At 34.3% G+C, this 14,549-nt stretch carries 16 protein-coding genes; all 16 read left to right on the forward strand.

All coding sequences use genetic code 11. The annotated features are described in order from the left end of the window. Nucleotides 1–56: 56 nt before the first annotated feature. The 16 genes from ACE01N_RS04185 (at nucleotide 57) to ACE01N_RS04260 (ending at nucleotide 14,431) form a co-directional block, all read left to right on the forward strand. Nucleotides 57–2,450 (forward strand): ABC transporter permease, encoded by a 2,394-nt coding sequence (locus ACE01N_RS04185; RefSeq protein WP_380585138.1) that lies wholly within the window; start codon nucleotides 57–59, stop codon nucleotides 2,448–2,450. A gap of 227 nt (nucleotides 2,451–2,677) precedes the next feature. Next, entirely contained in the window at nucleotides 2,678–3,151 is a 474-nt protein-coding gene (locus ACE01N_RS04190; RefSeq protein WP_380585140.1) for a hypothetical protein, read from the forward strand. Between the two features lie 124 nt (nucleotides 3,152–3,275). Next, a complete protein-coding gene (locus ACE01N_RS04195) occupies nucleotides 3,276–3,983 on the forward strand; it encodes a hypothetical protein (protein WP_380585142.1) in 708 nt (235 codons plus the stop codon). Between the two features lie 116 nt (nucleotides 3,984–4,099). Continuing rightward, entirely contained in the window at nucleotides 4,100–4,993 is an 894-nt protein-coding gene (locus ACE01N_RS04200; RefSeq protein WP_380585144.1) for an FISUMP domain-containing protein, read from the forward strand. Between the two features lie 102 nt (nucleotides 4,994–5,095). After that, entirely contained in the window at nucleotides 5,096–5,848 is a 753-nt protein-coding gene (locus ACE01N_RS04205; protein ID WP_380585146.1) for a hypothetical protein, read from the forward strand. Nucleotides 5,849–5,941: 93 nt separating this feature from the next. Then, entirely contained in the window at nucleotides 5,942–6,571 is a 630-nt protein-coding gene (locus ACE01N_RS04210; RefSeq protein WP_380585149.1) for a hypothetical protein, read from the forward strand. 97 nt (nucleotides 6,572–6,668) lie between these two features. Continuing rightward, on the forward strand, nucleotides 6,669–7,121 hold the full coding sequence (locus ACE01N_RS04215) for a hypothetical protein (protein ID WP_380585151.1): 453 nt from the start codon (nucleotides 6,669–6,671) through the stop codon (nucleotides 7,119–7,121). A gap of 1 nt (nucleotide 7,122) precedes the next feature. After that, nucleotides 7,123–8,685, forward strand: coding sequence for a pectate lyase family protein (locus ACE01N_RS04220; RefSeq protein WP_380585153.1), 1,563 nt, complete (start codon nucleotides 7,123–7,125; stop codon nucleotides 8,683–8,685). A gap of 101 nt (nucleotides 8,686–8,786) precedes the next feature. Continuing rightward, nucleotides 8,787–10,103, forward strand: a complete 1,317-nt coding sequence (locus tag ACE01N_RS04225) for a hypothetical protein (RefSeq protein WP_380585155.1) — start codon at nucleotides 8,787–8,789, stop codon at nucleotides 10,101–10,103. Nucleotides 10,104–10,146: 43 nt separating this feature from the next. Then, nucleotides 10,147–10,827 carry an RNA polymerase sigma factor gene (locus ACE01N_RS04230; RefSeq protein WP_380585157.1) on the forward strand — a complete coding sequence of 227 codons (681 nt, stop codon included), beginning with the start codon at nucleotides 10,147–10,149 and terminating at the stop codon, nucleotides 10,825–10,827. Between the two features lie 282 nt (nucleotides 10,828–11,109). Further along, nucleotides 11,110–11,637 carry a DinB family protein gene (locus tag ACE01N_RS04235; RefSeq protein ID WP_380585159.1) on the forward strand — a complete coding sequence of 176 codons (528 nt, stop codon included), beginning with the start codon at nucleotides 11,110–11,112 and terminating at the stop codon, nucleotides 11,635–11,637. Beyond that, nucleotides 11,627–12,076, forward strand: a complete 450-nt coding sequence (locus ACE01N_RS04240; protein ID WP_380585162.1) for a DUF3795 domain-containing protein — start codon at nucleotides 11,627–11,629, stop codon at nucleotides 12,074–12,076. The genes ACE01N_RS04235 and ACE01N_RS04240 overlap by 11 nt, the downstream gene beginning before the upstream one ends. Before the next feature lie 42 nt (nucleotides 12,077–12,118). Next, nucleotides 12,119–12,670: a CD3072 family TudS-related putative desulfidase gene (locus tag ACE01N_RS04245; protein ID WP_380585164.1), complete on the forward strand. Its 552-nt coding sequence runs from the start codon at nucleotides 12,119–12,121 to the stop codon at nucleotides 12,668–12,670. 56 nt (nucleotides 12,671–12,726) lie between these two features. Further along, a complete protein-coding gene (locus ACE01N_RS04250) occupies nucleotides 12,727–13,149 on the forward strand; it encodes a PaaI family thioesterase (RefSeq protein ID WP_380585166.1) in 423 nt (140 codons plus the stop codon). A gap of 47 nt (nucleotides 13,150–13,196) precedes the next feature. Next, complete coding sequence (locus ACE01N_RS04255; RefSeq protein ID WP_380585168.1) at nucleotides 13,197–13,838, forward strand: class I SAM-dependent methyltransferase; 642 nt, start codon at nucleotides 13,197–13,199, stop codon at nucleotides 13,836–13,838. Next, a complete protein-coding gene (locus ACE01N_RS04260) occupies nucleotides 13,835–14,431 on the forward strand; it encodes an NAD(P)H-dependent oxidoreductase (protein ID WP_380585171.1) in 597 nt (198 codons plus the stop codon). The genes ACE01N_RS04255 and ACE01N_RS04260 overlap by 4 nt, the downstream gene beginning before the upstream one ends. Nucleotides 14,432–14,549: the final 118 nt, after the last annotated feature.

Raw genomic sequence — 14,549 nt, forward strand, 5'->3', positions numbered from 1 at the left:
TAATATACTTTGGGCATGATTTCTGAAGAGCTTTATGATAAGAAAAACAATATATTATGTCGAAAATAAATCTTAAAAGTATATCTCTGAACTTAAAAAGACATTCATTGTATTCTATAACAAGTATAATTTCAATAACTCTTGGACTTACAGTGATATTAACACTTTCTAATTGGATTTTCATCGAAAAAAGTTTTGACAAATTTCATAAAAATCAACAGGACATATATAGGGTTGTAATTAATGGAAAAGCAGGTGATTTGATAATAAAAAGCGCACGTACCGGCGCACCTTTAGCTAAATCCTTAGAAAATAATTTCCCTGAAGTAAAAGCTGCAACAAGGATTCTCAAGATTGGTAGTGTGGAAGTAACCACTGAGGATAAAAATGCGCTTTATCTTAAAGCATACGGTGTTGACACTAGCTTTTTTTCGATATTTGATGTAAGCTTTATCAATGGGTACAACAAAGAAATTTTAAGTAATCCAAATGAAGTTATTCTTACAGAGAAAGCCGCTAATAGACTTTTTGGAAGCAATAATGTAGCAGGAAATAAATTAGATTTCTTTATTGATGGTAACAAGCATACTTTCACTATAAAAAGTGTTGTAAATAATTTCCCAAATGAATCACATTTTCACTTCGATATACTGTTTTCCATGAATACACTTAGGTGGACTGATAATGAGCAATGGTTATCTACGGATTTTTATACCTATTTACTATTGCAAAAAAATATTGATATTGAAAATCTTCAGAAAAAAATTAATGAATATACATTAAACTATATCGCCCCAATTATTAAGGATTTTAATAATGCTTCTTTAACCAATTCGGAAAATTATTTCAGGCATGACTTACAAAAATTGACAGACATACATTTACATTCGAACTTTAATGATGAACTCGAACAAAATGGTGATGTAATTTATATCAAATTATTCGTCTCGGTTTTAGTCCTGATATTAATAATTACAAGTTCTATTTTCATAACGCTTACAAAAATTAGAATACACAAATCACATAAAGAAATATATGTAAGAAAGGTTAGTGGTGCCAGAAACGACAGTCTCTTTTACAAGTTCTTGTCTGAAATAATAATAATTACAGTGATTTCTATTTTTATAAGTTTTATTTTGCTTGAGACATTGGTTCCATTAATACTAAAAATTGAAAATTTTAGATTTACTGACAATTTCAGCAATTATATTATTTTATTAACGGTTTCCTTGATGATCGCATTTACAGTGGCAATGGTGTCTATTCCATCAACAATTAAACAGAGTTTATCATCTTTAATAAATCGCAACCATAATATATCAAAGAAAAATAGCTTTAATGCTTTAATGGTAATTCAATTGGTGATATCTGTAATTGTTATATTCAGCACTTTAATAATAAACCGACAACTACGTTACATGGAGAATGATGAATTAGGAATGACAAAAGAAAATATAATAAATGTTAAAGGTATTGACAAATTGGGTAATTCGTTAGAATCGTTTAAAAATTCGTTGCTTAATAATCCAGAAATTGAACAGGTAACTTATTCTTATACAATTCCAGGCGAACAGTTTCCGGAAATAGCTTGTAAGAAAATCATTAAAGGATCAAAAGAAAGTTTTGTTATGGCATTTTGTCCTTGCGACTTTAGTTTTAAAGATGTATTTCAACTGGAAATTTTACAAGGAAGATTTTTCTCTAACGATTATTCAAATGATAATAAGATTGTAATAAATGAATCGGCAGCTAAAATTCTGCGATATAATAATGTTTTAAATAACAGCATTGAATTTGGAGGAAAAACTTTTAAAATAATAGGCGTAGTGAAAAACTTCCATTTCGATTCAAAACAAAAGGAAATAAAACCTATGGCTTTTGTAACGATGCCTACAGTATACGCCCATTGGATTCCTAATTATTTATCAATTAAGACTGGAAATAATAATTCTGTTTCAACGGTTGCATTCCTTGAAAAACAATGGAAAAAGTTTACCTCAGACAATTATTTAAAATATTCCTTTTTTGAAAATTCTTATAATAGCCTTTATAGCAAAGAAACCTATGCAAGACGAATACTAATCATACTTTCTGTTATTGCAATGGTTATTATTACTCTTGGTTTAGTTAGCATATCGATTGAAAATATTCAACAACGAACTAAAGAAGTAGGAATTCGCAAGGTCAATGGAGCAACAGTTTCTAATGTTGTAAAAATGTTGAATCAAAAATATTTCTTAATGTTAATATTATCATTGTTCATTGCTTTCCCTGTTGCATATTATGTTATAGACAATTGGCTACAAAGTTTTGCATATAGAATTAATATTGGTGTTGGGATATTTTTTATCACAAGTGTTTTATTAATATTGGTAACCATACTTAGCATTAATATTCAGGTTTATAGAGCAGCGATTCAAAATCCTGTAATGACACTTAAAGATGAATAAATGAGACATACGAATAACGTCCTGTACATAACACATTATATAAGACATTTGTCGGAAATTGCTGATTTAAAGGGTGGTACGCTTAATGAATATCGCAACGGTTTGATAGGAAGTCGCTTTGAAATGCCAAACATTTCATTTATAAATCCGTTGGGCCCAAGTTTAATGTATACAGAACCAACTTATTGAAATAATTTTCTAATATTAAAAAATTAAAACTTTGACATATGAGATCATTTTCAATTGTATTTATAGTTTTTATATTGCTAGTGCTGTGCTCCGCATGTGAAAAATATCCTGTGAATTCTAATCCTTATCCAACAGGAGTAATTCCTGACACGGTTGATTCCAATAATTATATGCGATTTGAACGTCAGGGTGGAGGTCAAATTGATTTTAAATTATACTTGACTAATAACACGGATAATATAAAAGGAATAATAACTAAGTATAATTTTCGTGATACGTCTATTGAGACAATTATTGTTAGAAATATAAGTAATGATTCTACTTTTAATTATTTAAAAAATGCATTAAATAATCAGTTTGAGCTAACAGGAGACTATGAACAACCATTATTAACCGGAACATGGGCATATGTATATATCATTTTGGAAGGTATAGAAACAGAAGTAACGAATACGAGCCTGCGGAATTCTCTTATTCAATTTGAGAAAATAATTAATGAAAAAATAGAATAGCAAATGATAAAAACAGGTGCCAACAAGCGGTCATAGTGTATTCGGAAATACATCGGGACGATGCCTTAATGCTGGAACCTTAGCCAATTGTAAAATGAGATGTTTTATCACTTCAATATTACTAATGTTATTTTTTTTCTGTAATGCGCAGAATAAGAAAAAAGCTGAGCAAGTTGATATTGTTGGAACCATTATTTTCAAGTATACTCCAGATAAAGAATTCGATGAATATTATTGTAGTTTGAAACCTGAAATACTCATTAGATTTAGCAAATTTGATTTAATACCGAATAGAGAAACAAATTACTACATATTGAAAAAGAATCCAGATTTATTAAGTTCGATAACCAATCCAGAAAATTATTTGTCAAAGTTTGAAACGATCTTAAACTTTCGTAACTGTCAAAGCTGCAAAAGTGAGAAAATTGATTGCGATTCTGTTATAAAAGAGTTTAGAACATATTATATTTATGATACCCTTTTCTATAAACCTGATTACTGTGAAAATATGACTTTGAATATATCCAGTAATAGTATATACCGTTTTAATAACTCCGACTCAATTTGTATTGCATTCACATTTTCAGGTACAGTTATGAAATATGAAAATGTATACATTGGAGAACAAACAGACTATAGGATTCAAACAACTAATACTGGGGAAAAAGTATTTGACCATTCACATGGAACATGTCCATTTGAAAAATATGATTCAACTTTTATTGCCATTGACAAAATTGAAAAATATGATAGTGTTAAACCTGAGATAATAGATTATCTTAATTTAAGAAGGACTGATTTTAATAATGTTAGAGTATTTTTATACGAATAAAACAACTGGTTACAGTAAAACGCGGTCATAGTGCATTCGGAAGTACATCGGGACGACGCCATACTATGGGAACGTTGGTCAATAAAGACACATCTCGAAAGCAAAAATGATATAAAATGAAAAACTATTTAATATTACTTACCTTACTTACTTTAACTGTCAGGAATGAAGCTCAAACAGTCACCGATGTTGATGGTAATGTATATAACACGATAACCATTGGAACGCAAATCTGGATGAAAGAAAATCTGAAAACAACGAAATATAATGATGGTATTGCAATCCCGGAAGATAATACTGGATTTCTGAGAACACCTGCATTTACCTGGTACAATGACTCAATTCAGTATAAAAATCCATATGGAGCATTGTATAATTGGTATGTAGTACAAACGGGGAAGCTTTGTCCAACTGGTTGGCATGTACCAACTAATGACGAATGGATGATCTTAGAAACATACTTAGGAGGAGATAGTATTGCCGGTGGAAAACTTAAAGAATCAGGTTTAAATCATTGGAATGATCCAAATACGGGAGCTGACAATAGTTCTGGATTTACAGCAATTCCGGGAGGGATGCGATTTCCTGGCGGAGAATACTTTGCTATTGGTAATGTAGTTCATATGTGGAGTTCTACTCAATCTGAAATTAACCCATGGGATATATCTTTAAGCAGGAATAGTTACAGCCTTTCGCGAAGTGACCATTCTGAGATGAGTTGTGGATATTCTGTCCGTTGTTTAAATGATAATAATGTTTCTTCCGTTTACTTAACAAAAGAATCAAGAGTCAATAATTTTTATCCTAATCCTGCAAAAGATAAGTTATTTATCAAATATAACAACCACCCAAATACATATATCCAAATGCTCGATTTACAAGGGAAACAGGTCATTTATGCACATGTTTGTTCAGATCCCATAGACTTATCAAGTCTCCATAAAGGTGTATACCTGGTTAAAATTATAACCTCTGAAAAAACGATAATCAGTAAATTAATTAAAGAGTAAAGAATTACGGCCCATGACACAGGGGGCATATAGCATCCCAATGTTCATAGGGACGACACCATATCGCCGGAACGTTAGTCAGAATTAAAACAAAACCTTGCAATGAAACGATTCTTTAATAAAAAACGATTAGATTTTATGAAGAAAGATAAAATATCAGACTACTTAAAGTATTCATTAGGAGAGATTTTATTGATAATGTTGAGTATTTTACTTGCTCTTAAAATAAACAATTGGAACGAGGATAGAAAAGAGGAGAATTATTTGCAGGAAGTATATTATCAAATGCATAAAGATTTACGAAGCGATACATTATATGCAAATTATGTTATTGATTACTATGAAAAAATCATCCTGGATTTAGCTGATATTATAGATAAAAAAGTTTCGATGGCCTATTTCGACACCATAAACGCAAATAACTATCAGAATTGTAGTAAATGTAATTGTGGACTGATAGTAAATCATCTTTTTTACAATACCGACAAAGGGTATAAATTATACAGAGAAATAAACAATGATCAGGTTGATTTTGGCAAGGATACGCTCTCTCAGTATTTGTTTTATTTATATGATGGACGTATAACAAATATTAAAGATTTTGGGAAATATCTCTATCGATTATCGGATGAAGCTATCAAAGATTATCAAAAATATGATTGGTATTCTGATGTTATAGTATATAACAAAACATATGATAAAGAATACTTAAAATACATCTACGAAAGCAAGGAGCATCAGCAAAGAAGTGCAAGATATCTGTATTATTCGGTTCAATTTGTGCGGATGTTAGAAGATTATAAGAAAAGAGCTACTCAAACGTTGGAGATACTGGAAAGGAAATTGGACACTTAATTAAATAACTAACACTACATGCGGTCTTATTGCGTTCCGAAATACATCGGGACGATACCATACGGCGGGAACAATGTAACCAACTTTAAAAAGATGAAAATTCACATTACGCTCATATTAGTCATCCTTGGATTTGGGATTAACACTTTAGCTCAAAATCCTACAGGAAAATATACCAATACAAATGAATATATTGAGTTTAAACCCAATAATATTGTTTCGTTTAAATTTGAAGTTACAGGTTGCTTTGGAGAAGAATTTTATATTGGACAAGGAGTTTATAAATTAAAGAGAAATAAAATAATTATCGATGTCACATCACACGATAAAAAATATGAATCCACCTTCATCCAAACAATCACCCCTCAGGCTAATGATAATTCTGATATCAAATTTATTATTCAAGATAAGTTTAACAGGCCTATAAAAGGAGGTGCCACTTTAACTTTTGCGGATATATCAAATAAACACACTGGAGTAATTTCAGATATAAACGGAATTGCGTTAATTGATAAGGACCAAATCTCAGATTCTTTAATTAAGATTTCTATGCTGGGCTATGCTAATGCATTTATTCCTTTGAACGAAATAAATTCAAAAGAGGTAATAGTGACAATGAAAGAAGGGAACATAATTTTTTTAGACAATAAAAGAATTAGGTTAAGATTGGAACTTGATGAATTAAATAAATCCTTTTATAGAAGAATATTAAAGATTAAATAAAAAACTGGTTACAACACACGCTCACAGTGCATCGCGGTGTACATCGGGACGATACCATACCGTGGTAAGGTTGTAGCCAATTAGAAAAAGGACCACAATGAAAAGAGTAATTCCATTATTAATTATTATTTTCACTCTTTCTGCAAACGGACAGAATAGGGAAGAAATCATTTCCCTAATGAATGAATATGGCGAAAATTATGGGAAACCAAATTACAGCTTTGATTTTATTGACGGTAAATTGAATCCGGGAATAATAAAAATCGAGAAAATAATTTGTGAAAACAATGACACCATATTATTTGACTGTTTTCTTGAAATGATTTTAAAGACAAAAGATTCTGCAAACGAAACTCCATCCAATATCCTTGGTGGAATTTTTATTTGTAATCCAGGACTTGTTAAAAACAGACTGACTGAAAAATATAAAGACGAGTTTTTAATTAATTTGTTAGAGTTCGGATTCAATAATCGGACGTATGATAGAAAAGAGGAAATAAAAAACTATGCTGAATTAGAAAAACAGCTTAATCAACTAAATAATAATTAATATGACACCTGTTCATCGAATTTTTATCCATGCTTTTTCCCTTGTTGCACTGTGCACAAGCCTTGTTGTTAGTGCACAGGAAGAAGTTGTTTCAACCCGGCAGCCTGAGCAGGGGCAGATTCCACCACATCCGCCAAGATTACCTGAAGCGGTTATTCCGGCATTTCCGGGTGCCTGGGGTGGCGGTATGTTTACGCAAGGCGGGCGTGGAGGAAAAGTAATTGCGGTTACCAATTTAAACAATAGCGGAGAAGGTAGCCTTCGTGCTGCCCTTGAAGCCGAAGGGCCACGTATTGTGGTATTCCGCGTAGCAGGAAACATTAAAATTCAGGACGACATCAATATCAATTATCCCTACATCACTATTGCAGGCCAGTCAGCACCGGGTGATGGTGTTTGCATCATGGGAACGGTCAATATCAATACGCACAATGTCGTTATGCGGCACATTCGTGTCCGTCGGGGTATTCCACAGGGCGGACAGGGCGATGACAATATTGGTGGCGGCAGCCCCGATCATCACATCATCATCGACCACTGTTCAACCAGTTGGGGCATGGACGAAAATATTTCGCTTTACCGGCGTATGAGGCCTTCCCTGGACGGAACCACACGGATTAAGGATCCTGCAAAAAATATTACCATTCAATGGACCATTTCCAGTGAAGCACTCAATGCCCGCGGTCATGCCTTTGGCGGCACCTGGGGCGGAAACCCTTCTACCTTTCACCATAACCTTTTTGCCTGCAATACAGCGCGCAATCCATCCATTGGGATGTCCGGTCCTTTTGACTTTCGCAACAATGTTATTTTCAACTGGCAACACAGAACCATGGATGGCGGTGACGAAACATCCCAGGTCAATGTCATTAATAATTATTACAAACCGGGTCCGGCTACCAACGATGATATGCGTGATGCTTTTGCACGTATTGAGCAACGCGACATGTATTCGCCCGGCAGTGCATGGGCTGAAGGCAATTGGTTTCCCCGGGCTCAAAAACGTCCTGGAAAATGGTACGTTGCCGGTAATATCATGGAGGGCAATGAAGAGCTTAACAATAATAACTGGGCAGGCATGCGCGGACCTCAACGTCATGAACGGGTAAATGCAGCTTACGAGCGTCTGGCCCGTGTAAATACTCCTTTCGTGGGCTGGCCTGTGGCACCACACGAAACGGCTGAAGCGGCCTATCAATCGGTACTGGCCCATGTGGGTGCTACTTTGCCCAAACGCGATGCTGTGGATAAGCGTGTGACCGAAATGGTTCTTAGCGGCAAACCCATGACTGAGACGGGGATCATTAAGGACATTTCAGAAGTTGGTGGTTATCCTGACCTGGCTTACGATCCTAAAGAAGTTCCTGTTGATACTGACGGCGACGGCATGCCCGATGACTGGGAACGTCAATACAAGCTGGATCCTGCGAATCCTGCAGACGGCTCTTTGGATACTGACGGTGATATTTATACCAATGTGGAAGAATACCTCAACGGCACCAACCCGCTGGAAAAAATTAATTACCGTAACCTTGGCAACAATGTTGACCTCATCAGTTTTTAAAATGCACGCATTGCGGAAAGACGATTGATTGATAAACCGCCAGCGGTTATGTATACAGTAAGTACAGCATGTAACGAAAATATCAATAAAAAATCAGGGTTATGAATACATACGTTTTTCATATCAGGATAATATTAATTGTAACAATTTTTACTGCTACTATTTCAAATTCATTGGCTCAAAGCAGTAACAACGAAGTTGTGCCAATTGATAAATCGAGATTTAGCTACGACGTTGTTGATGATCCTGTATTGAATCAATGGCAGACGCTGTTAACATTTACCTGTGAAGAGGTCCTGAATAATTGGTGGAATTCAATACCGGACCTTAAGGATAAAAATGGGAAAACTGATAAAAATGATTTCATTGACTTTGGTTATTTAGAGAACAATAACAAAAAAGCTGAATTTGGTAAGGAAACCAAAGGTGGTATCCGGGATGCTGCCGAGTATGCTTATACACTGGCGGTTTTAATTTTTACTGATTCATATGAAGCATCAATGATTGATTTGCCGAAATCTGTTATCATTCAACGCACAACACAGATCATTAAATCCCTGGCTAAAGATCATAAAATAAATGGAGGTATAAATCATCCATGGGGCGATCAGTGGCAGTCAGCGCAATGGGCCGGTAAAGTTGCTGTTGCCGGATGGCTGATGTGGGAATATCTTGATAAGGAAGCCAAAAACAATGTAACCCGAATGATTGAATATGAGGCTAACCGCTTTCTGAATAATATGCCGCCTTACGCCAACGGGAATTATATTTTTAATACGATGGCAGAAGAAGTTGGTTGGAATGCGACGGCATTACAAACAGCCTGTGCTATGCTTCCTAATCATAGTAATTATAATGCCTGGTTAGAGAAATCATACGAACACAGGCTTGCAGCTGTGGCTATGCCTACAGATTTGGAAAATGAATCCTTAGTAGAAGGTAAAAAGGTCAAGGACAGGGTTTCAGGATACAATATGGATACGCTGGGGGCCCTTGGAAATCACTTCGCTTATCCTCACCCGGATTATATGGCGGCCACTCTGCGTCATTCTATTGAAGGAGCACTGTTCTTACAATTAGGGGGGCAATCCGTTCCTTTGGTAAACACATTTAATTGTTCCCGTATATATGACAACTTTAATGATTATGCCTGGTACGGGGACAGCACTATTTATAAAAAGGATGGTGCCATTTACTGGCCTATCGGAATTGAAACAAAAAGAAGGTTTGAATTAATTAAATATAGTTTAATTGATCTTGGTGCACAGATTCTCGGATTTGATGAGACATCTTCTTTAAAAGGGGAATACTGGGAGGAGATACATCTGGCAAAAGCGATTGAACTAAAACGGACAGAATATTTATCGGCTAGTGGATATCTTCTTAAATGGATGCTATATTCTACCAGAGATAAATGAACATTAAAATATGCATCGTCCCGACCCAAACAAATTATGACTAATGAATATTGATTTAGAAGAACTTGTAGAAAAATTCGGAACTATGGTTTCGTGTATCTCTCACAGAATGATACAGAATAAAGAACTTGCAAAAGAAGCTTCCCAGGAGGTTTGGTTCGAGGTGATCAAAAGCATAGACTCATTCAATGGCAATTCGGAATTGTCAACATGGATTTATACGATTGCCAAACGTACTATTCTTAAGTATTCGAAAAACGAAAAAACAGCAACAATTATAGAATTGGAGGAATTCAGAGCTTTGCCGGAGGTTGAATATTCCGGTACTGAAGAAAAAAGACAGGAATGGGTTAAAGAAATATGCGACTGGTGTTTGACTGCTCTTAACCACTGTCTGAACAATGATGCCCGGTTAATATTTATATTTCGCGAAAATATTGGGCTTTCATACAAACAGATTAGTGAGATTATGGACATGAAAGAGGATAATATCAGGCAAATCTCCTCGCGTTCATTGTCTAAAATCAAAAATTTTATGAATGATACCTGTCCACTGTACAATCCGCAAGGAACCTGTAAATGCAGAATTTGCAAACAGGTTGCATCTATTGATTTTGAACAGGAATATTCAACTGTACAAAAAATGGTCCGTCTGGCTGATTTATACCAAAAATTTGAAAAGGAATTGCCGAGAAAGAACTATTGGGAAAAATTATTGAACTGAGTTGTCACAAATCGGAATGCTTAACTCACTAATTATATTATAAGCTTAAAATTGCTGTTGTCCGGTTAAAGCTTCAGAGATTTCTTGCTTCACTCGGAATAACAGACATTTGCTGGCTTTTGGGCCGGAGGATGTTTGGTTCGCGACAGACTCTCAAACCAACCATCCTCCAGCCCCATATGAAACTAAAAGACTGTCATTCTGAGCGTAGTAAAATGGAGCGAAGAATCTTTTAGGAGTATCGACTTTTAGCCGGAAAACAATGGTTTAAAATAAATAATTATGAGTAAAATTGAATTTTTAAAAGAGCAGTTTGTCGAATCAAGAAATTTTGTCAATAGATTAGTTTCGGAAATACCTGAAGACTTATGGTTTACCATTCCAGAGAATACAGATTCTAATTTTTCCTGGCAAATAGGGCATTTAATGATGGCTCAGAATTTTCATGCTTTGACAGTGATAACTGGTAGAAATGAACAGGTTTACAAAGTGATCCCGGTTCAGTTTAATAAAATTTTCAATGGAATGGGTTCTTTACACAGGTCTGTTGAGCAAAATATTATAACAGCAAAAGAATTAAAAGAACAATTTAATATGGTTCATGAAATTTGTTTGGATAATTTAAGTAAGCTGAACGATGATATTCTGTTTGATGCATTAGAACCAATACCTTTTAAACATCCGGTTGCTGATACTAAATATGAAGCGTTGTCCTGGTGTTTTAAGCATGAAATGTGGCATGCAGCCGAGATGGAAGAAATAAAAAGAACATTGGGACATCCTATAAAATGGTTAAAAGGTGCAGAATGATTTAAATAATAAATTTGGGCCATGTGGATTATTATGTGAAAAGTGCTTTGCATATGCCAATGGTCAGATTAAATATCACGCAGAGCAGTTAAAAGCAAATCTTGGTAATTTTGACAATTATGCAAAACGGTTTGTGACCTTATTGGATGAGCCTGTTTTTAATAAATATCACGATTTTAATGAGTTATTGAACCTTTTATCTTCGGGCAATTGTCAGGGATGCCGAAAACAGGAGTGCCATTTGTTTAGGGATTGTATGGTGCGACATTGTTATAAAGGCAAAACGGTAGATTATTGTTATCAATGTACAGATTTCCCATGCGATAATACTGGATTTGACAATAATTTAAAGCAGAGATGGTTAAAGATAAATCGAAGGATTCGTGAAATTGGGTTGGAAAACTATTATGATGAGATAAAAGATAAACCGAGATATTAAATTACAGGACAACTGATAAAATTGATTCAAATACAAAGAAAAATGTTTGAAGACAAAAGAAGTAAATCAATCATACTTTTAGCACATTGCATAATTAACCAGAATGCTAAATCAGATGGAACAGCTTCATATGGTGGTACAATAACAGAACTTGTAGATTTGATAAATTCAATAGATATTGGAATTGTTCAAATGCCATGCCCTGAATTGCATTGCCTGGGTTTAGACAGAGGTGATGTTAATGGAAGCATGAGACCTGTTATTGAGGAAAACAGCAGAATTCGAAACGTGATTAAACAAGAAAGTTCTTTAAAAATAATTAGAGGTCTGATTCAATCTGTTGTTTATCAAATTGAGGAATACTTAAAAAATGGATTTGAGATTAAAGGGGTAATTGGCATTAATCGTTCCCCAAGTTGTGGTGTTGAAAGTACTTCAATGGATAATGAAGAAATAGCAGGGCAAGGAGTTTTCATTAAAGAATTACAAAAACAATTTGAGAAAAAAGAGTTTCAAATACCTATTGTTGGGATTAAAGTATTTGAGCCCGAAAATGCATTAACAATAGTTAAAAACGTTATAGGGTTAGGCTAAAGTTCTCAATGTAAAGAAACAATAAAAGAAGACGTAAACAGATTTATATATTACTGATGAAAGTATTGGAAATACCATTTAATAAATTTCTGGGCTTAGAAAGTGCCAATAATGATGACAATTATATTTTCAAATTAGAACCAAAAGATGAATATATGAACCATCTGGGTACAATACATGCAAGTGCAATGTTTGCGTTAGCAGAAGCATCAAGTGGAGAGTATTTATTAAATCAGTTTAAAGACTTTCAATTGGATATCATTCCGGTAGTCAGAAAAGTTGAAATTAAATACAGTAAACCTGCAAATGGGGTAATTTCTTCAAGAGCTAATATAATTGATTCAGATATCCACCTTACTATAAATGAATTAAAAGATAAGGGCAGAGTAATAATAAAAGTAAAGGTTGATCTTTTTAATAAAGATGCGGAGAAATTGTTCACATCTATATTTGATTGGTTTATTACAAATAGATATTAAAAAAGTTTGTACAACCTCTTTTGAAATGCTAAAAAACAACCAGAATCATGACAAATAAAACCCAAAACTTTTGGGACAGAGAAGCGGAAAAATATGATGCAAGGAAAAGACAATTCGAAACTATTTTTGAGGAAGTAATTGCCAAAACAAAAAAGTATCTTCATGCAAATGATAATGTTTTGGATTTTGGATGTGCTACCGGTGAAAAAACAATTAAACTTGCTAAAACAACAGGACACATTCACGGGCTGGATATTTCAGCTGAAATGATTAGCAGGGCAATACAAAAGAAAAATGATGCTGATATCAGAAATTGTTCTTTTTCTCAGGGGACTATCTTTGACAATGATTTTAAAAATGCTTCTTTCGATGCAATTGTGTCTTATCATGTAATTCATCTCCTGGAAGATATTGAAAAGGTATTACAAAAAATACATGACCTATTGAAACCAGGCAGTTTATTTATTTTAACCACCGTATGTTTAAAAGATAAAATGACTTTAAAAAAAAGACTTGAAATTTATGCGCTCCTGGTCATTAAAAAGCTTGGAATTCTTCCCATAAATCTAAACTTATTAACAAGTGCGGATTTAGAAAAAATGATGGAGAACGGAAGTTTTCAAATCGTTGAATCAGTGAATTTTTTTCATGGAGTTACCACTAACCTTATTATTGCAAGAAAATTATGAATGTATTAGTCATACTGGCCCACCCTGATCAGGGAAGCTTTAATCACGCCATTGCAGATACCTGTAAACAGAGACTTATTGAAAACGGACATCGTGTTATTTTCCATGATTTGCACAGGGAAAAATTTGATCCTGTTATTACGTCCGAAGAAATACCCAAAGAAGGTAACTTTAGCGATCTCATAAGAAAACATTGTGATGATTTGGTAAATAGCGATGGAATCATCATTGTTCATCCTAATTGGTGGGGACAGCCGCCTGCAGTTTTAAAAGGTTGGATAGACAGGGTTATAAGGCCCGGGATAGCCTATAAGTTTAAGGATGGTGATAACGGAGAAGGAATTCCAATTGGCTTATTGAAAGCAAAAACCGGGATTGTTTTTAATACGTCAAATACCAGTGAAAAAAGGGAAAATGAAATTTTTCAGGATCCGCTGGAATCAATCTGGAAAAACTGCATTTTTGATTTTTGTGGGATAAAACAATTTGAGCGAAGGATGTTTCGCATTATCGTAACCAGCACGAAAGAACAAAGGGTTAAATGGTTAAATGAAGCAAAAGCAATAATTGATATGTATTTTCCTGAAATTTAGGTTGCTAGCCCTGGTAAGTCACACAACCGGTTCCGATACATGGAGGTGCTAATTCACAAACCTATGCTGATAGTTTTCGGGATGCTAAAGAGTTGTTTTTTCCCACCAGCACTTCCAT

It is taken from the genome of Quyinboa ferrireducens (assembly GCF_042436675.1).
In the GTDB taxonomy this organism is placed as follows: domain Bacteria; phylum Bacteroidota; class Bacteroidia; order Bacteroidales; family UBA5342; genus JBHJHP01.

Coding starts and splice junctions, on each gene's coding strand:
- ACE01N_RS04185 (WP_380585138.1), top strand. CDS start 57: ATGTCGAAAATAAATCTTAAAAGTATATCTCTGAACTTAAAAAGACAT.
- ACE01N_RS04190 (WP_380585140.1), top strand. CDS start 2,678: ATGAGATCATTTTCAATTGTATTTATAGTTTTTATATTGCTAGTGCTG.
- ACE01N_RS04195 (WP_380585142.1), top strand. CDS start 3,276: ATGTTATTTTTTTTCTGTAATGCGCAGAATAAGAAAAAAGCTGAGCAA.
- ACE01N_RS04200 (WP_380585144.1), top strand. CDS start 4,100: ATGAAAAACTATTTAATATTACTTACCTTACTTACTTTAACTGTCAGG.
- ACE01N_RS04205 (WP_380585146.1), top strand. CDS start 5,096: ATGAAACGATTCTTTAATAAAAAACGATTAGATTTTATGAAGAAAGAT.
- ACE01N_RS04210 (WP_380585149.1), top strand. CDS start 5,942: ATGAAAATTCACATTACGCTCATATTAGTCATCCTTGGATTTGGGATT.
- ACE01N_RS04215 (WP_380585151.1), top strand. CDS start 6,669: ATGAAAAGAGTAATTCCATTATTAATTATTATTTTCACTCTTTCTGCA.
- ACE01N_RS04220 (WP_380585153.1), top strand. CDS start 7,123: ATGACACCTGTTCATCGAATTTTTATCCATGCTTTTTCCCTTGTTGCA.
- ACE01N_RS04225 (WP_380585155.1), top strand. CDS start 8,787: ATGAATACATACGTTTTTCATATCAGGATAATATTAATTGTAACAATT.
- ACE01N_RS04230 (WP_380585157.1), top strand. CDS start 10,147: ATGAATATTGATTTAGAAGAACTTGTAGAAAAATTCGGAACTATGGTT.
- ACE01N_RS04235 (WP_380585159.1), top strand. CDS start 11,110: ATGAGTAAAATTGAATTTTTAAAAGAGCAGTTTGTCGAATCAAGAAAT.
- ACE01N_RS04245 (WP_380585164.1), top strand. CDS start 12,119: ATGTTTGAAGACAAAAGAAGTAAATCAATCATACTTTTAGCACATTGC.
- ACE01N_RS04250 (WP_380585166.1), top strand. CDS start 12,727: ATGAAAGTATTGGAAATACCATTTAATAAATTTCTGGGCTTAGAAAGT.
- ACE01N_RS04255 (WP_380585168.1), top strand. CDS start 13,197: ATGACAAATAAAACCCAAAACTTTTGGGACAGAGAAGCGGAAAAATAT.
- ACE01N_RS04260 (WP_380585171.1), top strand. CDS start 13,835: ATGAATGTATTAGTCATACTGGCCCACCCTGATCAGGGAAGCTTTAAT.